At 45.2% G+C, this 19,244-nt stretch carries 13 protein-coding genes and 1 pseudogene; 5 read left to right on the top strand and 9 right to left on the bottom strand.

What is annotated here, in order from left to right:
- Positions 1-136 precede the first annotated feature (136 nt).
- Together ASF12_RS26045 and ASF12_RS26040 are read right to left on the bottom strand one after the other, a co-directional pair.
- Positions 137-1,720 carry a helix-turn-helix domain-containing protein gene (locus ASF12_RS26045; RefSeq protein ID WP_056041049.1) on the bottom strand — a complete coding sequence of 528 codons (1,584 nt, stop codon included), beginning with the start codon at positions 1,718-1,720 and terminating at the stop codon, positions 137-139.
- Positions 1,721-1,761: 41 nt separating this feature from the next.
- Positions 1,762-3,531, bottom strand: coding sequence for a cache domain-containing sensor histidine kinase (locus ASF12_RS26040; RefSeq protein WP_235533285.1), 1,770 nt, complete (start codon positions 3,529-3,531; stop codon positions 1,762-1,764).
- A 432-nt stretch (positions 3,532-3,963) separates the two neighbouring features.
- Here ASF12_RS26040 and ASF12_RS26035 point away from each other — a divergent pair, with 432 nt between their 5' ends.
- Positions 3,964-4,539 carry a chloramphenicol phosphotransferase CPT family protein gene (locus ASF12_RS26035; RefSeq protein WP_056041045.1) on the top strand — a complete coding sequence of 192 codons (576 nt, stop codon included), beginning with the start codon at positions 3,964-3,966 and terminating at the stop codon, positions 4,537-4,539.
- Positions 4,540-4,593: 54 nt separating this feature from the next.
- Here the strand turns inward: ASF12_RS26035 and ASF12_RS26030 are convergent, their stop codons facing one another.
- Complete coding sequence (locus ASF12_RS26030) at positions 4,594-5,715, bottom strand: NADH-dependent flavin oxidoreductase (RefSeq protein WP_056041464.1); 1,122 nt, start codon at positions 5,713-5,715, stop codon at positions 4,594-4,596.
- A gap of 229 nt (positions 5,716-5,944) precedes the next feature.
- Here ASF12_RS26030 and ASF12_RS26025 point away from each other — a divergent pair, with 229 nt between their 5' ends.
- On the top strand, positions 5,945-6,376 hold the full coding sequence (locus tag ASF12_RS26025) for a MerR family transcriptional regulator (RefSeq protein WP_056041044.1): 432 nt from the start codon (positions 5,945-5,947) through the stop codon (positions 6,374-6,376).
- A gap of 256 nt (positions 6,377-6,632) precedes the next feature.
- On the opposite strand, the gene ASF12_RS26020 is transcribed toward ASF12_RS26025, so the two are convergent.
- Entirely contained in the window at positions 6,633-6,992 is a 360-nt protein-coding gene (locus ASF12_RS26020; RefSeq protein WP_056041042.1) for a hypothetical protein, read from the bottom strand.
- A 661-nt stretch (positions 6,993-7,653) separates the two neighbouring features.
- Here ASF12_RS26020 and ASF12_RS26015 point away from each other — a divergent pair.
- The gene (locus tag ASF12_RS26015; RefSeq protein ID WP_056041039.1) at positions 7,654-7,911 is read left to right on the top strand and encodes an RNA chaperone Hfq; all 258 of its coding nucleotides are present in this window, start codon (positions 7,654-7,656) and stop codon (positions 7,909-7,911) included.
- Between the two features lie 664 nt (positions 7,912-8,575).
- Positions 8,576-10,846, top strand: coding sequence for a 5-methyltetrahydropteroyltriglutamate--homocysteine S-methyltransferase (gene metE, locus ASF12_RS26010; RefSeq protein WP_056041037.1), 2,271 nt, complete (start codon positions 8,576-8,578; stop codon positions 10,844-10,846).
- 20 nt (positions 10,847-10,866) lie between these two features.
- Here the strand turns inward: metE and ASF12_RS26005 are convergent, their stop codons facing one another.
- From ASF12_RS26005 to ASF12_RS36685, 5 genes are all read right to left on the bottom strand, one after another.
- On the bottom strand, positions 10,867-11,808 hold the full coding sequence (locus ASF12_RS26005) for a LysR family transcriptional regulator (protein WP_056041035.1): 942 nt from the start codon (positions 11,806-11,808) through the stop codon (positions 10,867-10,869).
- Positions 11,809-12,087: 279 nt separating this feature from the next.
- Entirely contained in the window at positions 12,088-12,300 is a 213-nt protein-coding gene (locus ASF12_RS34740; protein ID WP_155973468.1) for a hypothetical protein, read from the bottom strand.
- Between the two features lie 582 nt (positions 12,301-12,882).
- Positions 12,883-15,543: an S-layer homology domain-containing protein gene (locus ASF12_RS26000; protein ID WP_056041033.1), complete on the bottom strand. Its 2,661-nt coding sequence runs from the start codon at positions 15,541-15,543 to the stop codon at positions 12,883-12,885.
- A gap of 62 nt (positions 15,544-15,605) precedes the next feature.
- Positions 15,606-15,866 carry an FIVAR domain-containing protein gene (locus ASF12_RS36690; RefSeq protein ID WP_056041030.1) on the bottom strand — a complete coding sequence of 87 codons (261 nt, stop codon included), beginning with the start codon at positions 15,864-15,866 and terminating at the stop codon, positions 15,606-15,608.
- Between the two features lie 103 nt (positions 15,867-15,969).
- On the bottom strand, positions 15,970-17,677 hold a 1,708-nt coding region (locus ASF12_RS36685; protein ID WP_442952557.1), incomplete at its 3' end, for a leucine-rich repeat domain-containing protein.
- 717 nt (positions 17,678-18,394) lie between these two features.
- Here ASF12_RS36685 and ASF12_RS34035 point away from each other — a divergent pair.
- Positions 18,395-19,171: pseudogene (locus ASF12_RS34035) on the top strand (IS5 family transposase).
- The last annotated feature ends 73 nt before the right edge of the window (positions 19,172-19,244 follow it).

The following is a 19,244-nucleotide window of genomic DNA, read 5'->3' as shown; positions in this document are numbered from 1 at the left end:
ATCTCGTTGTTGTATTCGCTTACATGAATAATATACAACTAGGGGTTGTGTCTCTCAATTGGGCATTTTTAAGGATAAACAAGGGCATTTTTAAGGAAAATAGAAAGCCACTCCTTCAGGGAGTGGCTAAATAAGGCTAGCTGCTTGGCAGCCGCTTGCGATATTCGCTTGGTTTGCAGCCCGTTAGTTTTTCAAAAAGCCGTGCAAAATGCTGCGTATCCGAGTAACCTACCCGTTGGCAAATTTCGTACACCTTTAAATCGGTCCTTTCAAGAAGCTCCTTTGCTTTACCGATGCGAATTCGGCTCAAAAAGCTTACATAGGTTTCTCCCGTCTTTTGTTTGAAAAACTGGCTTAAATAATAAGGGCTAATAAAAAAACGCGCAGACAAATCCGCAAGTGTAATCGGTTCATTATAATGGGCAGATACATATTCCTTCACCTCTGCAATAATATCCTTCTTCTTAGGTATGTTATGCTCCAGCTTGAACTCGATTATTTTTCTAATGGCTTGAACCATCCATTCCTCCAAGCATTCTAAGGTCCGAAATCGGGATATACCGTCCAATGACAAAATATGACGGCCCAAAAAATCATTTTGCTGCAGCTGCTGAAAGGACATTTTCCGAATGCTCGCTAACAGTATGTTCACACAATGCATCTGTAAATCAGCGGGGGTCATGCTTGGTTCGGAATCCATCAAGCGAAAAATATCGTGTATGATGCTTACACATTCCTTTTCATCCATGTTCTCAAGGGCCGCTTCCAGCTTGGCGATGCTCTCTTCTGGTACAGATTGAATCCTTCCTGACAGATTTGTAATATCAATGAATGATATTACCGTGTTCGCTCCCTTGACGACTTTATAGCTTAGCGCATAGCGTGCTTCTTCAAAAGACTGGCTGATGCCAGCGGCCCTTTCCTGAATCGTTCCAACACCGATGGTCATAGAAAGCCCCAGCTTTAGGTTTACTTCCTCTTGGAGACGCTGCACCGCACGAAGCAGCTCCGTATAGCGGATAGGCCCTCCGTGAGCAACTACCACGGCAACCTGCGCGCCTGTATAACGAAACCGATACACTCCGTCATACTGCTCAAGAGCCAGATCTATTTGACAGAGCACCTGCTGTAGACCGACTTCCTTTAGAGCATCGAATTTACGATCAAATTCAAGTACAAACCCCACGAACCCGTTTCCCTTTGTCGGGATTTGCGCCATTTCAAGCCACTCTTCCATAAGCTCCGTATTATCGCTGCCGACATCTAGGATATCCCGCAGAGCGTTCTCTTGAATAAGATGATGGACCTCCTGCTTCAAGTCAGCTACTTCCTGCCGCTTAGCCCGATCTGCACGAATCGCTTTCATGGCTTGATGAACGCAGCTTTGAAGCTCCTCTTCCTCGACCGGTTTATTGATATAGGCTTGTACGCCTAATTGCATACCTCTCCGTGCATATTCAAATTCAGCATATCCGCTTAAGAGAATAAATGTAGTCTGGCTGCCCTTGTCTTTCAGCAGCTTAATCATGTCGAGGCCGCTAACTTGAGGCATCCGAATATCCGTAATTACAATGTCCGGCTGCAATTCCTGAATTAAGCTTCCACCTTCCAAGCCATTATAGGCTACGCCGACCACTTCACATTCCGGGATATACCGGTTTATTAAGAGTTTGATGCCATCCACAATGCCTTTCTCGTCATCAACCAACACCAGCTTCATGCCAAAACCCCTCTCCTTCTATTTTGCTGCCGAACAATATCCTACCGTTTAGGAATTAATATTTCGACGATCGTTCCCCGATCAAGTCTCTGGCGAATCGTTAAATAATAATCAGCGCCATAATGGAGTTTAATACGCTCAGCTATATTTTTGAGGCCTATCCCGTTACCCTCCGATTCATCAGCTCCACCTAATTTATATTTGTCCGATTCAGCATACTCCAACAAGGCACGCAGCTCTTCTTGTTTCTCCAATGAAATACCGGCTGCATCATCCATTAACCGAATGAGCATTTCTCCTTCGTCCGTCCAGATGCCTTCAATCTCGATATTGATTATCCGGCTGTAGTCCTCAAATCCATGATTAATGCTATTTTCAACAATGGGCTGAAAAATGAGGGGAATGATGCTGCAATTCAGCATCTCTTCGGGCATTCTGATATCCAGTCTGAACCTATTATCGAATCGGATATTTTGCAGCTCTATATAGTTAGTGGTATATTCCAATTCATGCTTCACGCAGTGGTGCTTGCCTTCTTTGCTTAAAGCCAGCCGAAACATGCGCGCCAAAATTTTAATCATATTCGAGGTTTCCTCGTCCCCTTTAACGAGCGCCTTCATACGGATAGATTCCAACGTATTATAAAGGATGTGGGGATTGATCTGATTCTGGAGAGCCATGAATTTGGCCTGTCGCTGCTTGATCTCCGCAATATACACATCATTAATTAAGGTTCGAATCGTTATAATCATTTTGTTGTAGCTGTGCACCAAGCTGCCAATCTCATCGTTAGCCTGCTCTTTCTCTATGGGCAAATATTGGCCTACCTCTGCCTGCTTCATGCTTCTGCGGAGGGCTTTAATAGGCTTCGTAATCTTATAGCTCAAACTAAACGATATAAGAGTGATGACGAGACAGCTCATCAAAATGACCGACACCGTCACTCCCTTGATTTGATTGATGTTGTGCAGCAGCTTCGAGCGTGGGATTTCGGTTCGAATAAGCAAATTCCCCTGCGTGGTGCTGCCCGTTAAAATAATGCTGTCATCGCTGCCATTATCCTGCAGAAGCTCTGTACCGGATTCAAGTACTTGCTGCCAGGATAAGCGGCCGCTGGCCGCATCGGAATGATAGACGATTTCATTTTGGCTATTGCTTATGATGACGCTCATGCCGTATTTGTCCCGAGCCAAAACAAATTCATGATCAAGCCGCAGCAAGGTAAACGGGTCCAAATCTATGAGAAGAAGGCCTGCATAGGCTCCGTCCGAGCTGAACAATACCCGTCCGACCGTTACTACAGCTCCTGCCCCCTTATCCTCGTAATAAGAACGATCATGCAGCCCGGTAATAAAAAAAGTATCCTTTGTGCTGCTGAGCTGTTTATACCATTCACGGGACAACAAAATATCCTCTACCACTCTGCTAGTTGTAGTCGTATATTGATACACGTTGGTATCCCGGCTGATTAGCATCACGGTACTAATTTCTGGCTTGAGCAAGGCCACGCGCATTAATAGCCGCTGAACCTCCATTTTTTGAACGATTAATTCATCCATTGGCAAGCTTCGCTTATCTCCAATTCTGTAGATCAATTCATTGTCAACCAATACCGACTTGGTGACCTTGTCATATTCCTCGAGAAACTCGTTCAATGTCGTCTTGAGCTGCGACGTGTAAAGAGAAGCAAATTCTTGAGAGGAATCCTCCAGCGCTCCCGCCGATTGACGAAATATGATAACGCTTACAAATATTAAAGGAATAACACAGGCCAGCAAGTAGCCCATTAATAATTTGTATTGAAACCTCATGTTTTTTACTTTTAACCTTACCCTTCGCATCCAGCTCATATGCTCCATCCCCTAGCCCTTCCAGGTCAAACGCCTTGTCTATCTATTATTGTACATGCCGCGGTGCATGGACGCTACCGTAGAGCACCTGAACAAAAACTGGAACAGCTTTATATCCAATTACACGAAAATATACGTTAAAAATCGCAATTAATCAAAGGGGCATTTTTAGTTTTATGCAGGGGTATTTTTGTGGATTGGGCTGTAAAATCGGAAGGAGAAAGGTCTCTTTGGAGAAATACCAACTTTCAAATGGCGTATACGTTCTTTTATCAGTGATCGGAAATGGAATATAATGAGGTCGTAGCCTAAGCGATGGCGCGGGAGCAATGTGCTTTGTGAATATAACATTATCTGAAAAATACGCAAATCTTATATGTGAGGGTGATTCGTTTGAAGCAAGGAATCATTGTATTGATGAACGGAACTTCAAGTTCAGGAAAGACTAGTATTTCTATTGAACTGATGAATCAGAAAGAGATTCTTTTTCATCATTTATCAATAGATGATTTTATCAAGGATTTTTTTCGAAATAAATTTTCAGATATTGAACCTGCAAGAGAAGTAGATGAGCAAGTTATCGCACAAATCATGTTTGATCCCTTACTCTCAATGTACTATTCGACAATTAAATTGTTTTCAGAAATGGGCTTGAATGTAATAGTAGATACTGTAATCGACAATGACAAGCGGTTTAATGAGTCTCTTGATCTATTTTTCGACCAGCCTACGTTATTTATAGGTGTAATATGCTCGAAAGAAGAACTCATAAGAAGAGAGCAAGCAAGAGGAGATAGAAATATAGGACTAGCAGCTTCACAGTTCAGCAAAGTATATTGCATTAATGAATATGACCTCGAAGTAAATACAGAAGAAATGAATCCAATAGAATGTGCCGAAAAGATATTAAGTTTTATTAAGTCCAATAAGGAATACTCGGTATTTAAGAAATTAAGTAAAAGAAGCTAACGGATAGATTAGCTCAAGATAAATAAGAAAAGCAGCCCCTATGGGGCCACTTTTCTACTCAACGATATTAAACCATCCTGGCGCTGCTTGAATAACATTCCCAAGTTTTTCTGGAATATGAAGCTGGTCGAGTTTTGAAACGCTTAGTACGGAATCGACCTCAGCTTCACGTCCATTTTCAACCTTTTCAATCCAATCGGGGTTCATAATTAACGCATGCCCAATAGCGAATAACGGTAATCCTAATTCCATTGTTTTAAGAGCATCATCTGGTGAGATTATGGAACCGGCCGCCAACACAGGCACCTTACCGTTTACTCTTTCAAGAATCAATTCAAGCTTTGTTTTCTCATCTTGACTATCTATAGGCTTGGAAAACACATGATCTAATGAAGCATGTATATAATCTAAATTTTGTTCAACAAGGAAATCAATTAATTTATACGTGTCCTCCATACGTAATCCGTCCACTTTAGAGGATTCTTCAGGGGACAAACGATAGCCTAACATAAACGGTTTTGTAGCATGCTTTTCAATGACCTTTTTAATTTCTTCGATAATTGCCAATGGAAAACGCAATCGATTTTCAATGGTTCCTCCCCATTGGTCTGTCCTTTGATTGGTTGCAGGAGACCAGAAGTTTTGAATTAAAAATCCATGAGCCCCATGAATTTCGACGCCATCAAAGCCAGCTTCAATTGCTCTTCTCGTTGTATCGCCAAAAGCACGTATAGTCGACAGGATTTCCTCATGTGATAGCTCTCTTGTTTCTGCACTTGGGCCAAAAGGAGTAGCCTCCGGCTGATAGACACTCGCACTGACTGCATCCAATCCCGGCAAGGCTTTATCCCCTGCATGAAAAATCTGCAGCAAAGCAGGGGAACCTCCACTTTTGGCTGCATCCGCTAATTTTCGTAAACTTGGAATAAATTCATCGTTGTATCCAGCAAATTCATTCGTAAAACCTTGCCCATTAGGTGAAACATGAGTACAGCCAGTAATGACAAGCCCTACTCCATTTACTCTCTGTTTGTAATATTTCACCTCTTCATCTGAAATGGTAAGGTCGTCATTACTTGACCAAGTTGTCATAGGTGCCATAACGACTCTATTCTTGATTGTAATTCCGTTTCTGAACGTGAAGGATTCAAATAGCTTACTGTATTTTTGATTCATTTTAATAACCTCTCCATTCAATATTTTTCGACAGCGGCTTTGTCTAGTTGCTTTCCTACCTTTCTGGTCCATCGCCTCCTGTCATAAGTTCTGACTCAGTGTATTCTATTGACGTTAGGGCAAGTCAAGAATAAATTTTCATATGATTAAAACAAGATTTTTGGATTTTCAGAATTCTTTATGATATCTTTCTAGTTACAGTAACTGTAGCTAAAGGTGGGACAGATAAATGATGTATTCAATGAAATATGTAGTGGAGAAATTAAATATAACGGCAAAGACACTTAGATTTTATGAAGAGCAAGGAATACTGCCCAATGTATCTCGCAATGAGAACGGCCGCAGAGTTTATTCCGAACAACATCTAGATTGGGTTTCTTTTATTCGTTGTCTCAGAGAGACAGGAATGTCTCTTGCTAAGATAAAAGAATATAAGGATCTTTATGGAGCAGGAAATGCTACTTTCTTGGAAAGACAAGAAATGTTGGTGAAGCATAAATTGGAATTGCAGAAGAAAATGGAAGAAGACTTGAGGTGCTTGGAGGAAATAAACTATAAGATAGCCATGTATGAACTTCAGAAAGAAGAGGTTAGGAAAAATCCTAATCATAACTTTAAATGCCATGGTTTAGAGAATAAGGACGTGAACTCATATACTTAAGCTAACAGAGAACGTTAGCTGCACAACACAGCGGCATTCTATCGTGTAAAGTAGTCAATATAAAAAACAGTCCCGATTAAATATTGCTGCTCATCGGGACTGTTCAGGTTAGTTATTAAGTTGTCCTCGGGTCCCGCCGCCAATAGGCACAAAAAAAATCGTCGATAAAATTCTCCCCGACGCTCAACGCGGAGCTGCGCGTAGATTTGCGTGGTAGGGGGTTGTCATATAGAACATACTCAACAGCCAATGAACATTATGGTTTTAGCTTCGCAATAACAACGTAATAAGCAGATCTGGCTACGTTCGATGGATTCCATGCAGTGAAGAACCATGTGCTTTCTCCCGAGGAATAGTTATTGAGCAAATAACCTTGTTGTGTGCCAGTTAAAAACCAAGAACCACTAATAATGTTGTAGCTGTTTCCATTAACCGTATAGTTTCTAGAACTAAATGCAGGAATTGTCACTGGTGCAAAGGTAAACCGCGCAAAACCATCGCCAAGCTGCGTAATTCGAACGGCTTTTTTAATACTTACAACGAGACTTTTACGGCTTAAGATCTTCTTCCCCGACTTTAATGCTACCTTTTTGTTTCTCAAAGGTACTTTTCTCATAATCTATCATCTCCTTATTCAACATACTATAGATTATGAGATGAGAGATGATATGGAGTGGACGAAAGCATGATGTCAACTTGCTGAATTTTGATCCAATGGTCCGCCCAGCTTCAACATCCTGGAGATGTTCTGTACAGCAAAGCTAAGGTTATTGCTTCCTTGGCTCAAAGAAGCAAGAGAGATTTGTCAGTTAAACACGCTGAGTTACCCCTTTCACTGGCTTATCCAATACTGCTCCACCTTCTTTTGTTAGTGAGTATAAAGATAAAAACATACTTCAGTCCTAGTTGTACAAAAATAAGAATAAAATCGTTATTTCCCTACAACTCATGCTCGAACTATCCCCGTCGAATCCAAATACGGATTCGAGGTAAAATAAAGACTCCATTCACATATCGTTGCGTATATAGCCCAATGAATCATGAAACTTAAATCAATTGAGCTTACGATTTTGAACTATAATTTTGCCGTTAGTTCTTTAAAGCATAGCCCTGCATCAGCGGCAAAAAAATGTTTCAATCCTTAACAAAATTCTAAAAAAATAAAATACTTGATTTTCACCCTCTACTCATGCTGGTACTTGACAGGAGTGTGCTATATTAAAACAATCAACGTTCAAAAGTAATGAATTCTATATAAAGAGAGAGAGGAATTATTTATGAATAAAGCGTCTGTGCATACTGAATGCAGTCAAGATTGGCATCTTGATCACTTTGTGAAAAATGAGCTCGAATGCATGATCATCACAAAGAATGGCGTACATCTTAAAGGGGAAATTCAATTATTTGATAATTATGTTGTTTTAATTCGTGCATACAACGGGGTCCAGAGTGTGGTCTACAAACACGCGAAAAACCCTGATAGATCAATGTTCTTGATCCTATCCGGGCATATTGTGAGTTATAACATCTTTTGAAACAAAAACAGCCCGTTTAAGGCTGTTTTTATATCATAAACTTGAGACAGTTTATATCGTTCGTTGAGATTAACCACTTAATTTTATATGAATTTCTGAGACAATACTTATTCTCTCTAAAAGACAGATTGAAAATCTTATTTCTAATTATTTTTTCTTTCTATTATTTACTTTGAAGATTGTCTTTCCAAGCTTATTCATGTATCTCTTTGTATTAGCATCATTAAATGAGATTTAATCATCATATCTTGTTTCATAGTCAAATAGTTTTAACCTGATGTTTTCAAATAGGATTACCTTTTCAATCTGTCGTCTTCTTTCCTTTTCGAGTTTTACTTGCACATCTCAATATTTCATAAAAACAGTATCCATTAAGGAATGCTGTTTTGGCCTCATATTCTTCCGCTCGTGCGCAAGTCGATCTTGTGCACGAGCGGGACTTTCAGCTGCCGCGCGATCACATCGCCGCCTCCGCCGAACACCTTATGGCCGATATAGTTTGTTTATTGGACTTTTTTTACTTTTTAATCAATATATTGATTTAACAAACTTTTCGTTTTAGCCATAGTCAAAAACTATGCCAAGGCATAGTTTTTTTGTGTTTCCCGATAGCAGCTTCCGCGCTCTATACTAAAGCCAACATTTACTCAAGGAGCTGTTACAATTGAAAACATCCATTATCGGTTATCCACGTGTCGGCGCGCTCAGAGAGCTTAAATTCGCATCCGAAAAATACTTCAAAGGCGTACTTCCCGTCGAAGAACTGCAACAAACGGCGGCTCAGCTTAGATCGGCAAACTGGAAGCTTCAGCAGGAGAACGGCGTCGATTTCATTCCGTCCAACGATTTTTCCTTCTACGACGGACTGCTCGACACGGCTTGCTTGCTTGGGATCGTTCCGCAAAGATACCAAGAACTCGGCCTAAGCCCGCTGGAGACGTATTTCGCAATGGCGAGAGGCTATCAAGGCGAAAAAGGCGACGTTAAAGCGCTGGCGATGAAAAAATGGTTCAACACGAACTATCACTATATGGTTCCCGAAATCGATAACACGACAAGCATCCGTTTAGCCGGATCGAAGCTGTTCGACGAATTTACGGAAGCAAAACAGCTCGGCATCGCAACCAAGCCTGTGCTAATCGGAGCATTCACCCTGCTCAAGCTCGCGAGATTCACCGGCTCGAAGAAAGCGAAGGATTTCGTGCCTGCGATTATCGAAGCTTATACGGCTGTCCTTAACCAATTGAACACTCTTGGCGCAGCATGGCTTCAACTGGATGAACCTGCACTGGTATCGGATTTGACTGCGGAAGATATCGCGCTGTTCACAGAGCTTTATAACGGTATCCTGTCCGCTAAAGGTAGCGTAAAAGTTGTCGCGCAAACGTATTTTGGAGACATTCGCGACTGCTATCAGGATCTTCAAGCGCTGCCGTTTGACGGGATCGGGATCGACTTCGTCGAGGGCAAGCAGTCTTTGGACCTCGTGCGCAAGCATGGCTTCGCAAATGACAAGGTGCTGTTCGCCGGCGTAATCAACGGCAAAAACATCTGGAAAAACCAATATAAGCAGACAATTGCCCTCGTTCACGAGATCGGCAAGCATGCAAGCCAAGTCGTGCTCGGCACTTCATGCTCGCTGCTTCATGTCCCATACACGATTAAGCACGAAACGAAGCTGACGGCGGCGAATAAGCAATATTTCGCGTTCGCGGAAGAAAAGCTGCGCGAGCTTGCAGAACTCAAGTCGATCCTGGAGCAAGCGAGCCATGAAGCATCCGCTTTTTATACGGAGAATGAGGAGCTGTTCCGTGCATCGCGCCTCACGAACGACAACTCGGTACAAAAGAGAGTGGCGGAATTGACGGACGCCGACTTCACGAGACTTCCTGCTTTCGCCGAGCGGGAAACGATTCAGAAAGCGAAATTCAATCTACCGCCGTTACCTACGACGACGATTGGTTCGTTCCCTCAGACGGCTGACGTCCGCGCGAACCGCGCAGCCTTCAAGAAAGGCAACATCACCGAGCAACAGTATAAGCAATTCAACTTTGACCGAATCGCAGAATGCATCGTGCAGCAGGAAGAAATCGGAATTGATGTCATTGTTCATGGCGAATACGAGCGAAACGACATGGTCGAATACTTTGGCGAATGCTTGGATGGCTTTATCTTCACTGAGAACGCTTGGGTGCAGTCTTACGGAACACGCTGCGTAAAACCCCCGGTTGTATGGGGCGACATTAGCCGCAGCAAGCCGATTACTGTAGAATACTCGGCGTTCGCTAAGAGCCGTACCAACAAGCTGGTCAAAGGCATGCTGACGGGTCCCGTAACGATCCTGAATTGGTCGTTCCCTCGCGAAGATATCAGCCTGAAGGAAAGCGCTCTTCAGATCGGTCTTGCGATTCGTGACGAAGTACTCGATCTCGAAGCCAACGACATCGAAATTATCCAGATCGACGAAGCCGCATTAAGAGAGAAGCTTCCGTTACGTCATTCCGACTGGCAGAGCGAGTACTTGAGCTGGGCGATTCCTGCCTTCAGACTCGTGCATAGCGGCGTCAAAGCCGAAACGCAAATTCATACTCATATGTGCTACAGCCAGTTCAACGATATCATTCGCGATATCGATGCAATGGACGCCGACGTCATTACGTTCGAAGCGTCGCGCTCAGACTTGGCCATCATCGACGCAATCAAAGAGTGCGGCTTCCGTACGGAAGTCGGCCCAGGCGTATACGACATCCATTCACCTCGGATCCCAAGCGTCGAAGAGCTTAAACAAGGACTCGATCGCATGCTTGACAAGATAGAGGTCTCCAAGTTATGGGTTAACCCGGACTGCGGACTTAAAACTCGCGGTGTCACTGAAACATGGGCCAGCTTGAAGAACCTTGTCCAAGCAGCCAAAGAAGTAAGAGCAACATTGTAATAACATACAAGAGGATGGGCTCAAGCGAGCTCATCCTCTTGTTTAATGATCGGATAGCCGAAATCCGTAATGACCGTTTTGAGCTTCAGAACGTAGGCGGCGGCCAGCTGGCTCAAACTTGCCTTCTGATTCACGATATAACCTACCTGTATGCTCTCGTCCGTACGAAGCCTTACGGATTTGATTTGCTCCCCGTTAAGATCCTTATTCAGTACGCCCGAGCTAATGGTATAGCCATTGAGTCCGATCAGCAGGTTGAATAGCGTGGCGCGGTCGCTGACCAGTATTTTCTTCTTGTACGTTCGGGTGCTGAGTATTTCCTCCGCGAAGTAAAAGGAATTATATTCGCCTTGCTCAAAGGCCAAACACGGGAAGTCATCCAAATCTTCGATGTCCAGCAGCTCCTTGGAGGCAAGTGGATGCTCCTCACTAATGAATACGTGCGCTTCCGCTTGGAACAGTGGATGAAATCGCAGCTCGTTGTCCTTTAATATCTTCTGAATCACCTTTCGGTTGAAGTCGCTCATATAGATGATTCCGAGCTCACTTCTCATATTCCGTACGTCTTCGATAATCTCGTGAGTGCGTGTTTCGCGTAACGTGCACTCGTACTCGTCCACGTTAAGCTCCTTCAGCAGTCCGACGAAAGCCTGCACAGAGAAGGCGTAATGCTGTGTTGAGATCGAGAACAGCTTCTTCGAAGGCTTACGATTCATGTACCGCTGCTCGAGAAGCTCGGCTTGCTCCACGACTTGCCTAGCGTAGGATAAAAACTCCGCCCCGTCGCTTGATAGCACGATTCCCTTGGACGATCGAAGGAAAATCTCAATACCGGCTTCCATCTCAATTTCTTTCACCGCGTTGGACAAGCTCGGCTGCGAAATAAATAGCCTCTTTGCCGCTTCGCTTATGGAGCCGCTTCTGACGATGGTCAGAATATATTTTAATTGCTGCAAGGTCATTAGAATACTCCTTTAATCCAAAATTTAGCAAACTATCTCTGATATAGCAGAAAATTTTGATATTTACTCCCCACTAGATCGAGTACTTTTCATAACTTCCTTACATCGTAAACTGCCTATAAGAATAGAATATAGCATGATACCAATAAATCATACCTGGATATAGATTTAAACTATAACCATGAAGGTCATGTCCCTTTTGTGAGTTGTAACTCACTTTGGCACTAAACTACTAGCTTTAAACGGCATTCTGTAACCTTCATTTGACACAAAATTTAATCATTTTTGGCACAAAGCGTTATTCTCTGTAATTAATTTCGGCACAATATTGGTGAAAAAGCTTACACCTCCTAAATTATAAGTTTTTTGTTGGCTGTCAGAAGCAAATTCTCTTGTAATTGTCTTATTTAAAGACCAATCGAGTACGTACTGTTCGGATAAAGAAAGTGAATGTGTTTCCTCTATGTGTGTTAGATACTGTTTTTTCATCATGTGGTAAAATCCCACATGCCATAAGCATGGCTCTGCGACTCCAAGGATCTAACGTAGAGAATTGCTCCTTTATCTCTCTCCTCATGCCCCGCTGTTCTACCAAATGCTTTGAACTTTTTCGTAAAGCTGCCTACCGTGATACTCGATAAGACAGAGCAGATTGTCTCCGTTAAATACTTCAAAATCGAAAGGTACGGGTTTCTTGTAGAGGCAATCATCATAACTGTACTGACGAATGAAACTGAGCTGATGTTGAGGTGAGTCTCATTTAGAGCATGATTCAATCGCAATATAAAAACTTGGTAAGCCACCGTTATTTATGGAATGCATCATACAATCTTGATAAAACTTTGCACCATAATCTCCTCGCGCTTTTCAGTTTGAACTATCTCTACTGCACTCGACTTATCATACTATTAATTGGAACTAAACTCCCGCTTGTTTGGAACGGATCAAGTTCTGGTCATCGCAAAATAACAAGAACTTGATCCGAAACTACAACAGCCCGAAGATTTCGTGGATTTCATTTAGACCATTTTCTTGAGTATCTCGATTAATTGTGGATTGATTACTTTGCTTGATTTAATCGATAAAATGCACATATTGCAGGAACCTTTTCAGTATAACCGCTGCCTGCGCCCTCGTTACATACTCCCTTGGGGCAAAGCGTCCGTCTACCATCCCTTTCATAATGCCGTCTTCCGATGCTCGGACTACCGCAGCTTGCGCCCATGAAGAAATGGAGTCTCGGTCCGTGAAAGCATCCAGATGGCCTCCCTCTTGCCCTTCGCTATCGGTTCCATGGCTGGTGAAGGTTAAGGCGCCAGCAATCACAACGGCTATTTGCTCGCGGGTAATTGGGTCGTTAGGCGCAAAACGGCCGGCACCGATGCCGCTAATCAGCCCGCTATCCACTGCCGCATTTACTGCAGATGCATACCATGCGAATGCAGGAACATCCGCAAAACGATCACCGTCCTCGCTCTCCTTCATGGATAGCCCTAGCGCACGAACGAGCAAGGCAGAGAATTCCGCTCGTGTAATGGTTCCCTCTGAGTCAAAACGGTCGGCTGCCACACCGTTCACCAGCAGCTTGGACGCCAGATGCTCCACATCCGCTTTCGCCCAGTGTCCGGTTAAATCGGCGAACGTTCGGGCTTGCACATTTACGACTGTGTACAAGCTGTTATGTGGCACGTTCAGAATCGCCTCGTTAGTGCCGTCTGGACCGGTTCCCATCTTTGCCGGAACAAAAACGACGGTTCCGTTTTCCGGGATATACTGAACGGCAACTAGGTTACGGTTTGTGATCTCTCGGTCTAACTTAATGGTCCGGATCGAGTACGATCCGCCATAGTCGCTCACCTCCAACATTTGCCCGTTTGCTTCGACCATCACCTTGTAGTCAATGACGTCGGCGAAAACAGAAAAACCTTGGGAAACGCCGATCCGATCGATCTCTTGTCGAATATGCTCGCCAGCCAGCACCTGTATGATGTTTACGGTCAAATTCGATATTTCCGCGTCGAGACGCTCCGCAAAGCCGATCAGATCGATCGCGCTTAACCGCAATTGGTAGCTAGAATCGTTCAACCTCACCTCGATAATTGTATTAGGATTAGCTTTGACCATATCCGCGAGCCAGTCAGCTTGAAACTGTGCCTGTACCGCTTGCTCCCGATTGCCGGTTGTAATGCTGATAAACGGTTCGGTCGCATCTTGCAGGAGTTCCAGCACTTGCTCCCTCGTCCGTTCGGTGAGGATGACTTGCTCGATCACCGTGCCGTCCGAACGCTTGACTTGTTTGATGTCGGATGGATCGACAAGAATTGTAATCCCGCCATTCGGATCTAACTTCACAGTCGTCCCCGATGTGACCGGTCGACTGCCGTTATCCGACGAAGACGGGGTTGAGATCCCAGTAACAGTGATGGTTTTCACTACTTCATTGCCTGCTTCGTCTAGGGCATAAACGGTATAGTCGCCGTTGGCAGTAGTGGTGAATTGAGGTGTGGCCAAAATATCGGTTCCTTTCGTTCCGCCGGCAAAATCAACCCCACTAAGATTTCCAGGCAGCCAACGGAGCTGTGTCAGCTCATTTCCCGCAGCTCCGCCGTACAGGCTTGCCATCACACTGATCACTTTACGTTCCGATCCGTTCGGTGCAACCGTCAGGGCAACTTCGGGCGGTATCGCCACGATACGTATTCCGTTCGCGTCCGGTGCTACGTAAGTTAGCGAAGCCGGGTGTCCGCTGGAGGTGCGAACGATGCTTGCACCGTCCGGGAGCTCCAATGATGCAGCAACTTTAATTCCGTCAACATCCGCGAGCCCAGCAGGAACTTCGAATTCGAAAGTAAGTTTTGTCACTGCCTTGCCGCGCGCTCCCATATATGGGGCATATACCGTCTGAGTGGCGGAATTGTCTCCAACCATGATCGGAACGACCGGTGTCCCTATCACGGTTACTTCATATCCGTAAAATACCGTAAAGCGAAGCGTGTCGCTCGTTCCGTACAAATCATTGGCCGATGCGGTTAGCACCATCCCCACCCAAGCGGCTTCAAATACCGCCATAGCGTCGTTCAAACTGACAGTAGCTTCATCCAAACGAGTCTGAGATTGATTTTCCGCATCGTCGGCAATAGCCTGCGCTGCATCTATCGCGGTCTGCAGGGCAGCGCGGTCTCCTGCTGAAGTCTGCCCTACATCCGTACCTTCTGGATGATCCGTCAACGCCTGCTGCGCCGCCGTGATCGCCGCCCCCAGCGCCGTTGGAGCACCCGCTTGTATAACAGCGGTTTTAAAGACTTGAACCGCTGAATTTAACTGGATAACAGCAGTATCCAGTTGATCCTGCGTGTAATTGCCTGCGTTATCAAGTATCTGCTGCGCCGCATCCATCGCAGTTTCGAGCGCGGTGCGAGTTCCTGCCGAAGTCTGCCCTACATCCGTACCTTGCGGATGATCCGTCAACGCCTGCTGCGCCGCTGTGATCGCCGCCCCCAGCGCCGTTGGAATGCCCGCTTGTATAACAGCGGCATTAAAGACTTGAACCGCTGAATTTAACTGGTTAACGGCCGTATCCAGTTGATCCTGCGTGTAATTGCCCGCGTTATCAAGTATCTGCTGCGCCGCATTGGCTGCGGACTGCAATGCGGTGCGCGCCCCCGCTGACGCCTGCCCCACGTTCTCCCCTTGCGGATGATCCGTCAACGCCTGCTGCGCAACCGTGATCGCCACGCCCAGCGCCGTCGGAATGCCCGTTTGAAGAACGGCGGCATTAAAGACTTGAACCGCTGAATTTAACTGACCGTGATCGCCACGCCCAGCGCCGTCGGAATGCCCGTTTGAAGAACGGCGGCATTAAAGACTTGAACCGCTGAATTTAACTGGTTAACTGCCGTATCCAGTTGATCCTGCGTGTAATTGCCTCCGTTATCAAGTATCTGCTGCGCCGCATTGGCTGCGGTCTGCAATGCGGTGCGCGCCCCCGCTGACGCCTGCCCCACGTTCTCCCCTTGCGGATGATCCGTCAACGCCTGCTGCGCAACCGTGATCGCCACGCCAAGCGCCGTCGGAATGCCCGTTTGAAGAACGGCGGCATTAAAGACTTGAACCGCTGAATTTAACTGGTTAACTGCCGTATCCAGTTGATCCTGCGTGTANCCGTGATCGCCACGCCCAGCGCCGTCGGAATGCCCGTTTGAAGAACGGCGGCATTAAAGACTTGAACCGCTGAATTTAACTGGTTAACTGCCGTATCCAGTTGATCCTGCGTGTAATTGCCTCCGTTATCRAGWATCTGCTGCGCCGCATTGGCTGCGGACTGCAGTGCGGTGCGCGTTCCCGCTGACACCTGCCCCACGTTCTCCCCTTGCGGATGATCCGTCAACGCCTGCTGCGCCGCCGCGATCGCCGCGTCCAGCGCCGTTGGAACACCCGCTTGTATAACAGCAGCATTAAAGACTTGAACCGCTGAATTTAATTGGTTAACAGCAGTATCCAGTTGATCCTGCGTGTAATTGCCTGCGTTATCAAGTATCTGCTTCGCCGCATCCATCGCAGTTTCGAGCGCGGTGCGAGTTCCTGCCGAAGTCTGCCCTACATCCGTACCTTGCGGATGATCCGTCAACGCCTGCTGCGCAACCGTGATCGCCACGCCCAGCGCCGTCGGAATGCCCGTTTGAAGAACGGCGGCATTAAAGACTTGAACCGCTGAATTTAACTGGTTAACTGCCGTATCCAGTTGATCCTGCGTGTAATTGCCTCCGTTATCRAGWATCTGCTGCGCCGCATTGGCTGCGGACTGCAGTGCGGTGCGCGTTCCCGCTGACACCTGCCCCACGTTCTCCCCTTGCGGATGATCCGTCAACGCCTGCTGTGCCGCCGCGATCGCCGCTGCCAACGCCGCGGGATTGCCGGCCTGGACAATTTGCGCATTGAATGCCGCGATTGAAGAGGTCAGAGGAGTTGCGGCGTTAGCCAGGTCGGAGGCGATGGAGGCATTACCGATTCCGTCGATAAAAAGCATGGCTGCGTCATAGTCTGCCGATAAGTCGTTGTAGGCATTGGCCGGAACTTGTCCTACGCTGGTGCCTACCAAGTAACTTTTCAACAACGACTTGGCGCTAGAGACCGCTTGAAATAACGCCGTTCCGTCCACAAATGTATGTCCGTTGCTCGACGCATAAACGGCTACGGGAGAATTCGCAATTCCGAATATTTTCAGATTGCCCGGATTACCCGCAAATACACCTGTCCCAAAAGTTGTTGCATTGCCTAACACAGTTATGCTTGTTAAGTTGTTATTATAGAATGAACTACTGGCGACATTCGTTACGCTGGCCGGGATGACAAGTTTCGTAATGTGATTGGTGTCGAAAGCCCCGCCATTAATCGTCTTCAAATTTTCCGATAATTTAATCGATGTCAAATTATTCATATAAAAAGAATAGTTGCCGATCGTCGTCACACTATCTGGAAAAACGACTGTTGTAAGCGGATTGTTCTCGAATGCGCTGGCGCCGATCGTTAACAAACTGTCTGGAAGGTCTATGGAAGTGAGGCCAGTATAACGGAATCCATATGTTTGAATTACCTTCACGTTGTTCGGAATCACGACGCTCGTAATTTTAGGTTTGCCTGTACCGTACGTATCAAATGCTGATCTCCCAATTTCGGTTACCGTCGTACCCGCGTACTCAGCGGGAATAACCACATTCAGATCCGTACCCCTGTAGTCCGTGACCGTTGCGCCATTGGAACCGATTGTAAAAGTAAAATCGTTCTCAGCTGCATAAACAGGTAGAATCTGCGAGAATGAAGTCCCGAACGTAAATAATGCAATTAATAGACATAAGACTGATTTTTTCATGGTTTTTCTCCTTTACTATAACTTGAAGTGAGATGACGAAGAGTAGAAATTTGTCGGATGAGCGGGATAGGGATAGGTTTCTGCAACTGGATGGCAACTACATTTGATTATAAAGAAGGCTAATAAAAGAATAATGAAAAAATCAGCCAATTTCGCGCAGTATCAATACTTACGAGTTTTTGACGTTTTTGTAAAGTCGGTTTTGAAAAATGCCGTAATATCTAAAAGTGATATTGGAGGGTCTCTTGGGGTATTTTTGGCGAACGAACGAGAGGAAATCGGAGTCTGGATGGTCAGGCAAATTAGTGTCTCAACGAGGCGATGTGAAGCATACGGCAATCGGTTGCATGCTGTCGTCGATCCAGCCAACGCCAAATGACAAGAACTTGAGCGTATAACTAAAAAAGATCGTGATTTACGGACATTATTTAGAAAATATTCTTATCATCTGACAATGAGTCATGTGACTAGGTCAGGAATCTTTTTCTTTCCTCATGGAGGTAGAACAAGGAGCAAGATCGCCGTGGATCTTGCTCCTTGTTTGTTGTGTTTTTGTCCGTTGAAAATAATATTATGTTGGTTATAAAAATATCCCGATGTACCAAGGCTTTAAGTCACATCGGGACTGACTAAGTTGTGACAAATTTACGTTCCTAGGACGTGTCTGAAAACTAAAGAACTTTGTGTTATGATTTGAGAAAAACGATTGGAGCATTAATCATGATACAAAGGCGGTATGAACTTAGCGATGAACAATGGGAACAAATTAAGGATATGTTCCCTCCCTATCAAACAGGACGTCCGTCAAAATGAAGCAATCGCATCATGTTTAATGCCATTCTTTGGATCGCTCGTAGCGGTGCTGCTTGGCGTGATTTGCCAGAAGAACGTTACGGTTCATGGAAAACAGTCTATAGTCGTTTCTGTAAATGGAGAGATACGATTACTTGTTGCTATCTTCCAAGCGCTTCAAGTAGAAGCGGATTTTGAAAACTTGAGCATTGATTCTACATCAGTTAAAGCCCATCAACACAGTGCCGGTGCTAAAAAAACGCAGAAGGACACGAAGTAAATCAGCACATTGGCATCATTCGTGGTGGAAAGACAACCAAACTTCATACTTTAGTCGATGGCTTAGGAAATCCCCTCGCTTTTCTTCTGACGGGTGGTCAAGTCTATGAATCCACTCCAGCGATAGATTTACTCCAAGAATTTAATATTACGGGAAGCCACATTCTTGGCGACAAAGCGTATGGCTCTGAAGCGATTCGGAATTGGATTACGGCCAGACAGGCATCCTATATCATTCCGCCTAAATCAAATAGTCGAAATCCATGGAAAGTGGATTGGTATTTGTACAAAGAACGACACTTAGTGGAGTGCTTTTTCAATAAAATCAAACATTTTCGCCGCGTGGCTACCCGTTATGACAAGCTAGCAAAGTCATTCTTGTCGTTTGTATACGTGGCTGCCATTTTCAAATGGACTCAGTAATGAGTTTTCAGACACGTCCTAGAACTAACCTGTACGTTAGCTTAATGACACATCGCTATTTGTTCGCACAGCG

This window comes from Paenibacillus sp. Leaf72, from assembly GCF_001422685.1.
Lineage (GTDB): Bacteria > Bacillota > Bacilli > Paenibacillales > Paenibacillaceae > Pristimantibacillus.
The sequence above is the reverse complement of the archived record's forward strand: the minus strand, read 5'-3'. Positions and strand labels throughout refer to the sequence as shown.